The organism is Devosia sp. XK-2 (genome assembly GCF_037113415.1).
Lineage (GTDB): Bacteria > Pseudomonadota > Alphaproteobacteria > Rhizobiales > Devosiaceae > Devosia.
The window spans coordinates 3,728,723-3,742,460 of sequence record NZ_CP146608.1 but is presented as its reverse complement, the minus strand read 5'-3'; the positions used below and the strand labels follow the sequence as shown (position 1 = coordinate 3,742,460).

11 protein-coding genes are annotated in these 13,738 nt (G+C 62.9%); 7 read left to right on the top strand and 4 right to left on the bottom strand.

The genetic code is table 11. From position 1 onward, the window contains the following. Nucleotides 1–130: 130 nt before the first annotated feature. The 3 genes from ybeY to miaB form a co-directional block, all read right to left on the bottom strand. Nucleotides 131–607, bottom strand: coding sequence for an rRNA maturation RNase YbeY (gene ybeY, locus V8Z65_RS18430; RefSeq protein WP_338721646.1), 477 nt, complete (start codon nt 605–607; stop codon nt 131–133). Nucleotides 608–618: 11 nt separating this feature from the next. Then, nucleotides 619–1,680: a PhoH family protein gene (locus V8Z65_RS18425; RefSeq protein WP_338721645.1), complete on the bottom strand. Its 1,062-nt coding sequence runs from the start codon at nt 1,678–1,680 to the stop codon at nt 619–621. Nucleotides 1,681–1,934: 254 nt separating this feature from the next. Further along, entirely contained in the window at nt 1,935–3,344 is a 1,410-nt protein-coding gene (miaB, locus tag V8Z65_RS18420) for a tRNA (N6-isopentenyl adenosine(37)-C2)-methylthiotransferase MiaB (protein WP_338721644.1), read from the bottom strand. Between the two features lie 94 nt (nt 3,345–3,438). Between miaB and V8Z65_RS18415 the strand changes: the two genes are divergently transcribed. The 7 genes from V8Z65_RS18415 to V8Z65_RS18385 all read left to right on the top strand — a co-directional run bounded on the left by V8Z65_RS18415 (nt 3,439) and on the right by V8Z65_RS18385 (nt 10,845). Next, nucleotides 3,439–3,633, top strand: a complete 195-nt coding sequence (locus V8Z65_RS18415) for a hypothetical protein (RefSeq protein WP_338721643.1) — start codon at nt 3,439–3,441, stop codon at nt 3,631–3,633. Between the two features lie 49 nt (nt 3,634–3,682). Further along, nucleotides 3,683–5,389, top strand: coding sequence for a sensor histidine kinase (locus tag V8Z65_RS18410; RefSeq protein ID WP_338721642.1), 1,707 nt, complete (start codon nt 3,683–3,685; stop codon nt 5,387–5,389). 254 nt (nt 5,390–5,643) lie between these two features. After that, complete coding sequence (gene rpsO / locus V8Z65_RS18405; protein ID WP_338724076.1) at nt 5,644–5,982, top strand: 30S ribosomal protein S15; 339 nt, start codon at nt 5,644–5,646, stop codon at nt 5,980–5,982. 314 nt (nt 5,983–6,296) lie between these two features. Then, nucleotides 6,297–8,432, top strand: a complete 2,136-nt coding sequence (gene pnp / locus V8Z65_RS18400; protein WP_338721641.1) for a polyribonucleotide nucleotidyltransferase — start codon at nt 6,297–6,299, stop codon at nt 8,430–8,432. A 117-nt stretch (nt 8,433–8,549) separates the two neighbouring features. Continuing rightward, entirely contained in the window at nt 8,550–9,104 is a 555-nt protein-coding gene (locus V8Z65_RS18395; protein ID WP_338721640.1) for an alpha/beta fold hydrolase, read from the top strand. A 105-nt stretch (nt 9,105–9,209) separates the two neighbouring features. Beyond that, complete coding sequence (locus V8Z65_RS18390) at nt 9,210–9,899, top strand: L,D-transpeptidase (RefSeq protein WP_338724075.1); 690 nt, start codon at nt 9,210–9,212, stop codon at nt 9,897–9,899. A gap of 151 nt (nt 9,900–10,050) precedes the next feature. Next, nucleotides 10,051–10,845: a Stf0 family sulfotransferase gene (locus V8Z65_RS18385; protein ID WP_338721638.1), complete on the top strand. Its 795-nt coding sequence runs from the start codon at nt 10,051–10,053 to the stop codon at nt 10,843–10,845. A gap of 119 nt (nt 10,846–10,964) precedes the next feature. Here V8Z65_RS18385 and infB read toward each other — a convergent pair whose 3' ends face one another. Beyond that, nucleotides 10,965–13,736 (bottom strand): translation initiation factor IF-2, encoded by a 2,772-nt coding sequence (infB, locus tag V8Z65_RS18380; protein WP_338721637.1) that lies wholly within the window; start codon nt 13,734–13,736, stop codon nt 10,965–10,967. Between the last annotated feature and the right edge of the window lie 2 nt (nt 13,737–13,738).

The window sequence follows — 13,738 nt, the reverse complement described above, 5'->3', positions numbered from 1 at the left end:
GGGGTTTTCGGCCACCCGTGGGGCCCTACTGTCGCTATCGTTCATTCATCTCGTGCCGCGTGAGGCGGCTGGTTGACTATCCTAATGAGACCGGAAACGCCCTGCAAATCCGGCGGGCTCCCTGGCAAATTCAATCGGCATAGGGATCATCGATCCCCAACCCTGCCAATATCTGGGTTTCCAGCCCCTCCATTTGAAGGGCCTCGGCCTCATCAATGTGATCATACCCTAAAATGTGCAGAAATCCATGCACCATAAGATGGGTGAAATGGTCATCGAGGCTTTTGTCCAGATCGGCGGCCTCACGCTCGAGCGTTTCGCGGGCCAGGGTAATATCCCCCAAAAGGCCGATGACCGGGCCGAAAGGCTCGATCTGAGGAAAGCTCAGCACATTGGTGGCGCTGTCTTTTCCGCGCCATTGCGCATTGAGTTCGCGCTGCTCCTCATCATCGGTGAGGAGCACCGAAATTTCGGCGGCTCCCTTGATCCGGGCCTTGGCGCCGGCCAGGGCGGCCAGCACCGCTTTTTCGGCAAGGGCATCGAAATGGGCGGGCCAGCCCTCCGCATTGCGGATGACGGCGATTTCCAGGGGCGGCGACGATGGCATCGGCTTGGGGTTCAACTCCGGGGCATGGTGCCCAATGTCCGCGCCAAGCCTTCCCTGTCCCCGTCTTTTTCGGCGATGCGGCGCGCGGTGTCCTGCTCATAGGCCCGAACGATGCGGCCCACAAGCGCGTGGCGCACCACGTCCTTGTCCCCGAAGCGCGAAATATGGACGCCCTCGACGCCGTCGAGCAGCTTGACCGCCTCGACCAGGCCCGACTTTTCGCCGCGCGGCAGGTCGACCTGGGTAGGGTCGCCGGTGACGATCATCTTGGAATTCTCGCCCAGGCGGGTCAGGAACATCTTCATCTGCATCGATGTGGTGTTCTGCGCTTCGTCGAGAATGACCACGGCATTGGAGAGGGTCCGGCCGCGCATGAAGGCGAGCGGGGCGACCTCGATAATCCCGGATGTGATGCAGCGCTCGACATTTTCGGGCTTCATCATGTCATAAAGCGCGTCATAAAGCGGGCGCAGATAGGGGTCGACCTTTTCCTTCATGTCGCCGGGCAGAAAGCCCAGGCGCTCGCCGGCTTCCACGGCCGGGCGGGAGAGAATGATGCGATTGATATCGCCCCGTTCGAGCAGGGATGCGGCATGTGCCACCGCCAGATAGGTCTTGCCGGTACCAGCCGGGCCAGTGCCGAAGACGAGCTCGCTGCGCTCCATGGCGCGCATATAGGCGTCCTGCGCAGGGGTGCGGGCAACGATGGTGGATTTGCGCGTGGCGATCTGGGCCATGCGGACCTTGCCCTTGCGCTCGAGCGTGGGCAGCGTCAATTGGCTGTCCTCGGTCTCGATCATGCGGATCACCGCATCGACATCCGCAATGTCCATGGTGCGACCCTCTTCGAGGCCGGCATAGAGCGATTCGAGCACCCGGCGCGCCTGATCGACCTTGGATGCCGCGCCTTTCAAAAGCACATGATTGCCGCGCGGCGTGGCGCTGACGGCAAGGCGCTGTTCGATGAGGGCGAGGTTCTGGTCGAAATCGCCATAGAGCTGGGCAGCCAGGCGATTGTCTTCAAAGGCGAGTTCGAGTTGCGATGCGAGGGCGTTATCGGCTGTGGGTGGCAAGTGCCTGCTCAAACTTTCTCGGCTCCCGAAAGGGGCGCCGCAGGGTGCAGCGCCCGGACAATAACGAGGCTAGGCTGATTTGGGTTCGTTGTCTGTAGCAATATTGTGACGCTCCAGCCCGTCCGCAAGGCGGCGGAATCGCTCCGGTGGACCGATTTGAGGCGGCAAGGCCATGAGGGCTAGGCTCGAATGGCTGCAAAGGTCCGGCCACCACCGGAAATGGCCGATCCGGTTCGCGCATCGGTCTTGACGCCTCAGGCCGCCACGGCCCGCTTCAACCGCCCTTCGAGCGAATTGGTGCTGACGCCGATGATTTCGACCTGATGGATGGCGCCGATCAGGTCCGCGCCACCGTCGAGATGCACGGCCTGTAGATAGGGGGAGCGGCCGCCGACCTGGCCCGGCATGCGGCCCACGCGTTCAACCAGAACCGGCAGCGTCTTGCCGACCATTGAGGCATTGAAGGCCTGGGTCTGGCTGGTGACCAGTTCCTGCAGACGATAGAGCCGTTCGGTCTTGACCTCTTCAGCAATCTGATCGCCCAAAGCGGCGCCGGGGGTACCAGGGCGCTGGGAATATTTGAACGAGAAGGCCGAGGCATAACCGGTCTCGCGGATGATGGTCAGCGTATCCTCGAAATCCTGGTCGGTTTCGCCGGGGAAGCCGACGATGAAATCGCCCGAAAGCGCCATGTCGGGCCGCGCCGCTTTGATCTTTTCAATCAGGGCGAGATATTCGGCGGCGGTGTGCTTGCGGTTCATGGCTTTCAGAATCCGGTCCGAACCGGACTGCACCGGCAGGTGCAGATAGGGCATGAGCAAGGGTAGGTCGCGATGAGCGGCGATGAGACCATCATCCATGTCGCGGGGGTGGCTAGTGGTGTAGCGCAGACGCTCGAGCCCCTCGATTTCGGCCAGAAGGAAGCAGAGTTCGCCCAGGCCTACATCGCGGCCCCTGGCATCGGTGCCGTGATAGGCGTTCACATTCTGACCGAGCAGGGTGATTTCCTTGACGCCAGCATCGACCAGACGGCGCGCCTCGTCGAGCACCTGGGACACCGGGCGGCTGACTTCAGCGCCACGCGTATAGGGCACAACGCAGAAGGAGCAGAATTTATCGCAGCCTTCCTGCACGGTCAGGAAGGCCGTCAGGCCCCGGGCAATGGTTGCCTCTTTTTTTGCCGCGGGGAGATAGGCAAATTTGTCTTCCTCGGGGAAGTCGGTGTCGATCACCGCTTTTTTGAGCGCCGGATGCAGGTGGCGCTGACTTTGGGCCTTTTCCAGCATATCGGGCAGGCGGTGATAAGCCTGGGGACCAAAGACCAGATCGACCACCGGCGCCCGGCGGGCAATTTCCTCGCCCTCGGCCTGGGCCACGCAGCCGGCCACGCCGATCATCATATCGCCGCCGGCGGCACGTTTTTCGCCCTGCAATTCCTTCAAACGCCCAAGCTCGGAGAAGACCTTTTCGCTGGCCTTTTCGCGAATATGGCAGGTGTTGAGCAGCACCAGATCGGCCTCGGCAATCTCCTGGGTCGGCATGTAGCCGTGCGGGGCCAGGGCATCGGCCATGCGGTCGCTGTCATAGACATTCATCTGACAGCCATAGGTCTTGATGAAGACGCGCCGGGGCGCCGTCTGGGGCATGATTTGGGTCTTGCTCATGAGGCGCTGTTTACCAGAGCCGGAACGCAGATGCCATGCCCCTGCAACCAGCAGGCTTTTCGCGTGTTGTACGAGTTCAGAGGAAGACAATGTCATGGTTGACGACAAGCATAAATCGGACAAGGCCGCTGCCTTGCGCAACGGTCACAAGCCTGGACCCAAGGAGTCACCGGTACAGGTGCGCAATGCCGGGCCGGAAGACATGGCGGACCGGCCCGAGACCTGGGATGAAACCGACGAGACGGTAGACGAAAGTTTTCCGGCCAGCGATTCAGGTGCCAAGTATTGAGTAACCTGCCGCAGGTAACACTGTGGCGCAGGCAGGAAAGCTGGGGCATATGCCGGACAGGAAGGTCCAGAAGGGGAAAAGTGCGCCGCGGGCCAGCGGGCATCCAATAGCGCTGTATCTTATCGCGCTGGTGCTCGCTATTCTGATCCCGGCGCTGGCGGTTGCCCTGGTGCTGCTCAACCGCACCAACGATGCCCAGCAAAAGGTGCTGGCCGCGCTCACCAATACCACGGTCCAGGCCATCGGCCAGTCGGTCGATCGCGAGATCAACGGCATGGCGACGACATTGCGTGTGCTCTCGACCAGCCAGTCGTTGCAGGCCGGCAATCTGGAGAGTTTTCACGACAGGGCGCTGAGTGCCCTTGCCGGCAGCGGGTCCTATCTGATCGCCGTGGATGCCGATTTTCGGCAATTGCTCAGTACGCGCGTCCCCTATGGGACCAGTCTGGGGCTGACATCGGACCCAGAGACGGCGCAACGCGCCCTCGATCGGGGCGTGCCCACCATCTCGCCGCTATTTTTCGGCCAGACCGCTCAGGCCTATGTGTTCAATGTCTGGCTGCCGGTCAGCGATCTCGCGCCGGTGCGCCTGGTGACCATGACACAGAATGCACGCGATCTGGTGCCGGCGCTCCAGGCCAGGCAATTGCCTGATGGCTGGCATGCGGCCCTGGTCGACACCAACAATGCCGTGATTGCGGCGGCTGGCGATTCCGACCTGGAAACCGGCTCCATCCTCCCCATCCGCCAGAATCTCGAAGGGGTTCCGGACGACGCCTGGGTGCAGGAACAATGGGACGGCGAGCGCGTGGTGACGGCCGAATGGCGCTCGGGCTATACCGGCTGGCGTATCATTGCCTGGGCCTCGGCGGCACAGGTGCAGAAGCCCTTGCAGGAATCGGTGCTGCAGCTTGGGGTTTGGGGCCTGTTTATCGCCATATTGGCATCGGGTGTTGCCGCCATAATCGCCCGCCGCATTGGTGGATCGGTACAGGGTCTCAGGCTGGATGCGACGCGGCTGGGCCGCGGTGAGGCGGTCTATCCGCGCACCTATCCGATTTCCGAGATTGCCGAAGTGTCGCGGGCCCTGGCCGACGCGTCCGAGCAGCGCCAGACTGCGGACCGCGACATCCGTTTCCTGATGCGCGAATTGGCGCATCGTTCGAAAAACCAGATGGCCGTGATTGCAGCCATGGCCAAACAGACCGCCCGTGGCGCCACCGACATTCCCAGCTATGTCGCGGCCCTGGAGCGCCGGATCATGGGATTGGCCCGGTCGACCGACCTGCTGCTGGCCCATGGCCGGGCCGGCGTGATGCTGGCCGATCTGGTCGAGCAGCAATTGGACCCGTTCCGCCCGCCCGAAAGCAGCCGCCTCAGGGTCGAGGGCGCGGCCATCCGCATCAATCCGCAGGGCGCGCAGATTCTGGGCATGGCGCTGCATGAACTGGCGACCAATGCCACCCGTCACGGCGCCCTTTCCGGGCCCGATGGCTGGCTGGAACTGAGCTGGCAGATCAGCCCGGACACGCTTCTGATGCGCTGGCGCGAGCATATGGGCCGGCCGCTGGTGGTTGGCGAGGGGTCCGGCTTCGGCACGATCGTTCTGCGCACCATGGTGGGTGGCGCACTGGGTGCCCAGGTGGACCGTGAGGTTCATGAGGAGGGCGTGGAGTGGATTTTCGCCATTCCCCTGAGCGCCCTCGATCTCGAATTCGCCGCCGAACGCCCAGATGAGCCGGCGCGCGCCGGCTAGAGCACAGCAGCTTTTTATTGCACCGCCGGCGCATTGCAAATATCTGCTTTGTCGCGTTTCCGATCCTCGGGTCGAAGGCCGAGGAGCAGAACCATTGCCAGGTTTACGCGAAGCGCTCCAGGCGGAAATCGCCCATTGGCCCGGCCGCAGGCCGTCCTGAAGCCAAGCCAATAAATTCTGGTCTTTTGCCCCCTTTTGCCCTATAGGAGCGCCAGCCGGCGCCGGGACTTGTCTGTCCCGGCCCAGCCAAGACCATTGGCCCCTCCTGGACGACATCCCGGCTGGGGCGACCAACATCCTCATTTTTCGAAAGGATATGCCCGATGTCGATCACTGCTGAACGCAAGAGCCAGCTCATCCAGGAATATGCCACCAAGGCCAATGATACCGGTTCGCCGGAGGTCCAGGTCGCGATCCTGTCCGAGCGTATCTCGAACCTGACCGAGCACTTCAAGGGCCACAACAAGGATAACCATTCCCGCCGTGGCCTGCTGAAGCTGGTTTCGACCCGTCGTTCGCTTCTCGACTATCTCAAGCGGATTGACGAGAACCGCTACAAGACGTTGATCGAGAAGCTCGGCCTGCGTCGCTAAAAGACGACTTTCCGGCGCGGGAGCCTGGCTTCCGCGCCGGTTTGCCCTTCTAGAGGGCATGCCGGACAACAAGGTCCGGCGCCATAGGCCGGCATTGCCGGAGCATGGCAGGATTATCGGCTTCTTCCGCTGCTGGAGAGGCTCATTGTCTTGTCCATGTTCTGTCCCTGCCAAAGATGAACCTGTGCCTGATTTTGAGCCGGCATGCACATAGGGTGCGATTGCCGAGTGCGGGCACACCGGAAACGTTCGTGGGGCATCAGCCTAACCCCGCGTTCCCGCGCTTCCGGCAGAATGGAAAGACGAAAAACAAGATGTCGATCAAGTTTGATCACCACAAGGTCGAGCTCAATTGGGGCGGCCAGCCCCTGACGCTCGAAACCGGCAAGATGGCCCGCCAGGCCGATGGCGCCGTGCTCGCCACCCTGGGCGAAACCGTCGTACTGGCCACCGTTGTCAGCGCCAAGTCGCCCAAGCCGGGCCAGGACTTCTTCCCGCTGACCGTCAACTACCAGGAAAAATACTTCGCCGCCGGCAAGATTCCGGGCGGCTATTTCAAGCGTGAAGGCCGTCCGACCGAGAATGAGACGCTGACCAGCCGTCTTATCGACCGTCCGATCCGCCCGCTCTTCCCCGATGGTTACAAGAACGAGACCCAGGTCATCGTCACCGTTCTCCAGCACGATATGGAGAACAATCCTGACGTTCTGGCCATGGTCGCCGCCTCGGCAGCCCTCACCATTTCCGGCGTGCCCTTTATGGGTCCGATCGGTGCGGCCCGCGTCGCCTATATCGATGGCGAATATGTGCTGAACCCGGCCATCGACCGCCGTGCCGACAGCAAGCTCGACCTCGTCATGGCCGGCACAGCCGATGCCGTTCTGATGGTTGAATCGGAAGCCAAGGAACTCTCCGAGGAGGTCATGCTGGGCGCCGTGATGTTCGGTCACAAGGCTTCGGCCCAGGTGATCGACGCCATCATCAAGCTGGCCGAGCTCGCCGCCAAGGAACCGCGCGACTTTACCCCGCCCGATTATTCGGACCTGGAAAAGGACGTCCTCGCCCTTGCTGAGGCCGATCTGCGCGCCGCCTATAAGCTGACCGACAAGGCCGCCCGCTACGCTGCCGTCGACGCCGCCAATGCCAAGGTCAAGGAAGCCTTTGCTGCCAAGATCGAAGCCGGCGAAGTCTCCAAGGAAGATCTGGGCGAAGTGGTGCACAACCTCCAGGCCAAGATCGTTCGCTGGAACATCCTGGACACCGGCAGCCGCATCGATGGCCGTGATCTCAAGACCGTGCGCCCGATCCTGGCCGAAGTGGGCGTGCTGCCGCGCACCCATGGTTCGGCCGTGTTCACCCGCGGCGAGACCCAGGCGCTGGTTGTTGCCACGCTCGGCACCGCCGAGGACGAGCAGTTCATCGACTCGCTCGAGGGCACCAAGAAGGAAAACTTCCTGCTGCACTACAACTTCCCGCCCTATTCGGTGGGTGAAGCGGGCCGCATGGGTTCGCCCGGCCGCCGCGAAATCGGCCATGGCAAGCTCGCCTGGCGCGCCATCAACCCGATCCGGCCCTCGATGGAAGAGTTCCCCTATACGATCCGCGTGGTCTCGGAGATCACCGAGTCCAATGGCTCGAGCTCGATGGCAACCGTCTGCGGCACTTCGCTGGCGCTGATGGATGCCGGTGTGCCGATGAAGAAGCCGGTGGCCGGTATTGCCATGGGCCTGATCCTGGAAGGCGAGAAGTTCGCCGTTCTCTCCGACATCCTGGGTGACGAAGATCACCTGGGTGACATGGACTTCAAGGTGGCCGGCACGGAAGAGGGTGTCACCTCGCTCCAGATGGACATCAAGATCGCCGGCATCACCGAGGAGATCATGAAGCAGGCCCTGGCGCAGGCCAAGGACGGCCGCATCCACATCCTGGGTGAAATGGCCAAGGCGCTGTCGGCCTCGCGTGGCGAAGTGGGCGAGTTCGCCCCGCGCATCGAGACCCTCAAGATCCCGACCGACAAGATCCGCGAAGTGATCGGCACCGGCGGCAAGGTCATCCGCGAAATCGTGGAAAAGACCGGCGCCAAGGTGAACATCGAAGACGACGGCACCGTCAAGGTCTCGTCCTCGGATGGGTCGCAGATCGAAGCCGCCATCAAGTGGATCCGCTCGATCACCGACGAGCCGGAAGTCAATGCCATCTATCAGGGCACTGTGGTCAAGACCGCCGATTTCGGCGCTTTCGTCAACTTCTTCGGCGCCAAGGACGGCCTGGTACACATCAGCCAGCTGGCCGACCAGCGCGTTGCCAAGACCACCGATGTGGTCAAGGAAGGCGACAAGGTCTGGGTCAAGCTCCTGGGCTTTGACGAGCGCGGCAAGGTCCGCCTGTCGATGAAGGTCGTCGACCAGGAGACCGGCAAGGAAGTGGTCAAGGAAGACGCTGCCGAATAAGGCGGCCTCGCCCGACCAATAGAGGGCCCGGAGCGATCCGGGCCTTTTTGTTTGCGCCAAACTGGAACCGATGATGGCCCATATGGCGTTGGGACCCCAGGCGGCAGGGAGACCGAGATGACCACAGTGCTCTTCATTCACAGCGCCGGAACGCAGGATCCGGGCGAGGGCAGCAGCGCCTTGCGCGAGGCTCTGGCGGCCGGGCTGCCGACGGGCCTGCATTTCAAGGCGCCGCTTATGCCCGACCCGGATAATCCCGAGGCCGAAAGCTGGCTGGCAGCCTTCGAATCCGAGGTGACCGGGATTGAGCATGACCTGATCATTGTGGGGCATTCACTGGGCGGGTCGATTGCGCTTCAGGGCCTGGCGCGGCTCGGCGTGCCGGTGAATTTGAAAGGTGTCATCACGGTCGCGGCGCCCTTCTGGGGTGCGCCGGACTGGGCGTTTGAAAGTTTTGTGCTGCCAGGGGATGCTGCCGAGAAACTGGTGGACCTGTCGCGGCTGACGATCCTGCAGGGCGATAGCGACGCAGTGGTTCCGCTGGACCATGCCGAGCGTTACAAGGCCACCCTGCCCAACGCACAGATTGTCATCCTGCCCGGGGTGGATCACGAGGCCGCAGGCGCCGCGCCGGCCGTGCTTGAGGCGATTGCCACATTGGCGCGAGGCTAGCTGTGGCGCGGATGCAACAGCTGCGCCGTCATCACATTGTGGCGAGGAACGGCCCTATTGGTGCCACGTTAAGGCCATGAAGCGTTACTCATAAGCATGACGCGTATGGCGTTCACCTTCTCCCCCGTCTGCCCTGAGGTTGTTGTTTTGATTTCCCGCCGCCTGTTCCTGCTTGGCCTCTCCGCCACCGCTCTTTCGGCTTGCTCCACCACGCGTCAGCCCGTGGTGCAGGAACCGGTGATCGATCCTTATTACCTGCGCATGTATGGGCCGGTGATGGGCGAGCCTTATTTTGTGGCTGCCATGGATTTGAGGCGCGTCGATCCGAAATGGTGGCGCCAGGAGGTGCCCTATTACACCAGTGAGCGTCCTGGCACGCTGGTGGTCGATACGCCGGCGCACTATCTCTATCTCGTGCTCGAGAATAACCGGGCCCTGCGCTATGGCATTGGCGTGGGCAAGGACGAAGCCTTGGTGTTCCGCGGCCAGGCCACGATCGGCCGCAAGGCGCAATGGCCGCGCTGGACCCCGACCCAGGCCATGATCGCCCGCGAGCCCGACCGCTACGGCCCCTATGCCAATGGCATGGGCCCCGGTTCGGAAAACCCCCTGGGACCGCGCGCGCTTTATCTCTACAAGAATGGCCGCGACACTCTGTTCCGTATCCATGGCACCACCGAACCCTATACAATCGGCACCAATGTCTCGTCGGGCTGCATTCGCCTGATGAACCAAGACATTATCGATCTCTATGCCCGCGTGCCTGTTGGTGCGCGCGTGACAGTGATCAATTAAGTTTCCCGAGATTGCCGGCGGCGTCGGTTTTCACCGTAGTCACCCGCCTCCGGTAACACCAAGGCCCGTTCTCCAGCAAAAGGAGGCGGGCCTTTTCTATTGGGCTTCGGTTGTGCGGAAGGTGCGCCTTTCCCCTCGGCACAGGTTATGCATGGTTGTTCCAACCACCACCGAGGCCTGCATGACCGAAACGCATAAAGCCTATGTCATCTGTGGCACACCGCGCTCGGGCAGCACACTCCTCTGCGAAATGCTTTATCGCAGTGGCATTGCCGGGCGGCCCAACTCTTACTTTCGTGAGGTCGACATTGCCTGGTGGGCCGAGCAATGGGGCGTGTCCTCAATCGCGGGCACCGACGGGCCGAGCTTTGACCGCGCCTATCTTGATGCCATGCGTAAGGTGGGCACGGCCGGTACCGGGGTGTTCGGCCTGCGCATCATGTATCGCAGTCTCGCCGATGCGAACCGACGGTTGCGACGCGCATTGGGCGGGACTGGCGAGCTGCCGACAGGTCTCCATAAGGCATTCGGCCCGCTGCTCTATATTTACATTTCGCGGGGCAATAAGCTCAGTCAGGCCATTTCATTGGTTCGCGCAGAGCAAACCGGCCTTTGGCACCTCAATGCCGACGGTAGCGTCCTGGAAGGGGACGTGGAGCGACCAGAGCCTGTCTACGACGGGGATAGGATTGCTGCTGTGCTGGCGGAGCTGGTGAGCGATGACAGGGCCTGGGACACGTTCTTTGCCAGCCATGGGATCGAGCCGCTGCGACTGCGATATGAAGAGGTCACCAAGGCGCCGCAGCAGACACTGGCGGGGATTTTTGCGCGGCTGGGGCTGGACCAGAAGGTGGCTCTCGGCATGGCAGTGCCGACGGCCAAGATGGCCGACGCAACCAACAGGGTATGGGCGGAGCGGTTTGCGGCAGAGTACGGCGTGAGCTAAGTGCAAGACCTCCTTGCTGTTGTCTCCTCCGGGCCACCCTGAGCGGGGACGAATCCCGGACAGACAAAAAAAGGCGCGGATTGCTCCGCGCCTTCTTAATTCTCCCACTTGCGAAAGTCCTAGAGCGAACGCTGTACGGTCTCGACGCGGAAGCATTCGATAACGTCGCCGGCGCGGATGTCTTCGTAATTCTCGAAGGCCATGCCGCATTCCTGGCCGACGGCCACTTCCTTGACTTCGTCCTTGAAGCGCTTGAGCGTCTTGAGCTTGCCTTCGTGGATGACCACGTCGTCGCGCAAGAGGCGGACGCCAGCACCGCGTTCCACGATACCTTCGGTGACCTGACAGCCGGCCACCTTGCCCACCTTGGTGATCTGGAAGACTTCCAGGATCTTGGCGTAGCCAATGAAGGTTTCGCGGCGTTCCGGCGCGAGCAGGCCCGACATGGCGCTCTTCACGTCATCCACGAGGTCATAGATGATGTTGTAGTAGCGGATTTCGATGCCGTCGCGGGTGGCCAGATCCTGCGCCTGCTTATTGGCGCGGACATTGAAGCCGATGATGATGGCATTGCTGGCCGAGGCCAGGGTGACATCGCTTTCGGTGATGCCGCCCACGCCGCTCATCAGGATCTGGGCGGAGACTTCGTCGGTCGAGAGCTTGTTGAGCGAAGCGACAATCGCTTCCACCGAACCCTGCACGTCGCCCTTGATGACCAGCGGGAACTTGGAGATGCCCGAGGCCTTGAGCTGGTTCATCATCTGCTCGAGGCTGGTGGCGCCGCCGCCAGCGGTCTTTTCGCGGATGGCGCGCTGGCGATATTCGGTGACTTCGCGGGCACGCGCTTCGCTTTCGACCACCGAGAAGCGATCGCCTGCACTCGGTACACCATTAAAGCCCAGCACTTCCACCGGCACGGAGGGACCGGCTTCCTTGACCTGGTCTCCCTGATCGTTGATCAGCGCGCGGACGCGGGCCATTTCGGTACCGGCCACGAGGATATCGCCGACCTTGAGCGTGCCGCGCTGCACCAGAACCGTGGCAACAGCGCCACGGCCCTTGTCGAGCTTGGCTTCGATGACCAGACCCTCGGCGCGCCCGTCATGGGGGGCCTTGAGTTCGAGCACTTCGGCCTGCAGCAGGATGGTTTCGAGCAGTTTGTCCAGACCCGCCTGGGTCTTGGCCGAGACTTCCACGTCGAGCACATCGCCGCCCATGGATTCGACGAAAACCTCGTGCTGCAGCAATTCGGTACGGACACGCTGCGGATTGGCTTCGGGCTTGTCCATCTTATTGATGGCCACGATGATCGGGACCCCGGCCGCCTTGGCATGCTTGATGGATTCGATGGTCTGAGGCATGACGCCGTCATCGGCCGCCACCACCAGAACCGCGATATCGGTCGCCTGGGCGCCGCGGGCACGCATGGCGGTGAACGCCTCGTGGCCCGGGGTATCGAGGAAGGTGATCTTGTTGCCGTTCTTTTCGACCTGATAGGCACCGATATGCTGAGTGATCCCGCCGGCCTCGCCCGAAACCACATTGGCTTCGCGGATGGCGTCGAGAAGGCTGGTCTTGCCGTGGTCGACGTGACCCATAATGGTCACGACCGGCGCGCGATCGGCCAAGTCCTCGGCCTTGTCGTCAGAGGGCAGGTCGAAGAGGCCTTCTTCCACATCGGCTTCAGAGACGCGCTTGACGGTGTGGCCCAATTCGGTGGCGATCAATTCAGCGGTATCGGCGTCGATCACATCGGTGATCTTGGCCATTTCGCCCTGCTGCATCAGCATCTTGATCACGGTCACCGAGCGTTCGGCCATGCGGTTGGCCAGCTCGCCCACCGTAATGGCTTCGGGAATGGTGACTTCGCGGCTGAGCTTGGGCGCATCCTGCTGGTTGCGGCCCATCTTTTTGTCGCGACGGCGGCGCATCGCAGCCAGGGACGGACCACGATCGCGATCGCTTTCGGTGGTAGCGCTGGCAACGGTCAGGCGGCCGCGCGAGGAATTGTCGTCGCTGCGACGCGAGGGGCGCTCGGGCTGGGCGCGGCTGGCGCGGCGGGCATTTTCGATCTCGGCAGCCGTGGTCGGACGCTGTTGCGGTGCCCCGGTACGGGTGCGGCGGCCATCGGCCTCGCTGGGCGGGGCGGGCGGCACATTACCAATGGGCGCCATGCCGGCACCGGCCGGACGGCGATCACCGGCAGGACGCCCAGCGCCACCGGCGGCGGGCCGACGGTCACCAGCAGGGCGGGCCCCGCGCTCACCCTCGCCGGGACGACCGGCAGGACGCTCGGCGCGCTGCGGCCGGTTCGCCTGGCCGGGACGGCCGGCAACGGTACGGACCGCAGATGGACCGGGATTACGCTGGCTGGCCGGCACGAATTCCTCGCGCGGGGCCGGCGCCGGTTCTGGCTCGGCATTGCGCGCAACAGCTTCTTCGGCCCGACGGGCCTCTTCGGCCTTGGCGCGTTCTTCTTCCTGCCGCGCAGCTTCTTCACGAATCTGCCGGCGGCGATTGTCTTCCTCGATGCGGCGCGCTTCTTCGGCGGCGAAGCGTTCCTTATCCTCGGCCTGGCGTGCGCCAGCCAGGGCCAGCGCCTGACGGCGGGCCTCTGCTTCAGCCGCGCTCAATCCCAGAGGGGCACGGTTCTGCTGCTGCATGGGCCGGCCCTGCGGACGGCCACCCTGGCCGCCGGGGCGGCCAGCACCAGCAGGCGGACCGCCAGCGGGTTTTGGCACGATGCGCGTGCGTTTTTCCACGACCACGGTCGAGCGCGAAGGCCCGCGCGACATCCCGCCGGGGCGATTGCCCAGCCCGGCGCCGCCCTTGAGGGTCAGAGTCTTCTTGGCGCCAGTGTCGTCGGAACGCTTGTCGTCGTTATCAGCCATAC

Excerpts from the sequence above, each read along its gene's own strand:
- ybeY (WP_338721646.1), bottom strand. The coding sequence starts at position 607 with ATGCCATCGTCGCCGCCCCTGGAAATCGCCGTCATCCGCAATGCGGAG.
- miaB (WP_338721644.1), bottom strand. The coding sequence starts at position 3,344 with ATGAGCAAGACCCAAATCATGCCCCAGACGGCGCCCCGGCGCGTCTTC.
- V8Z65_RS18415 (WP_338721643.1), top strand. The coding sequence starts at position 3,439 with ATGGTTGACGACAAGCATAAATCGGACAAGGCCGCTGCCTTGCGCAAC.
- V8Z65_RS18410 (WP_338721642.1), top strand. The coding sequence starts at position 3,683 with ATGCCGGACAGGAAGGTCCAGAAGGGGAAAAGTGCGCCGCGGGCCAGC.
- pnp (WP_338721641.1), top strand. The coding sequence starts at position 6,297 with ATGTCGATCAAGTTTGATCACCACAAGGTCGAGCTCAATTGGGGCGGC.
- V8Z65_RS18395 (WP_338721640.1), top strand. The coding sequence starts at position 8,550 with ATGACCACAGTGCTCTTCATTCACAGCGCCGGAACGCAGGATCCGGGC.
- V8Z65_RS18390 (WP_338724075.1), top strand. The coding sequence starts at position 9,210 with ATGGCGTTCACCTTCTCCCCCGTCTGCCCTGAGGTTGTTGTTTTGATT.
- V8Z65_RS18385 (WP_338721638.1), top strand. The coding sequence starts at position 10,051 with ATGGTTGTTCCAACCACCACCGAGGCCTGCATGACCGAAACGCATAAA.
- infB (WP_338721637.1), bottom strand. The coding sequence starts at position 13,736 with ATGGCTGATAACGACGACAAGCGTTCCGACGACACTGGCGCCAAGAAG.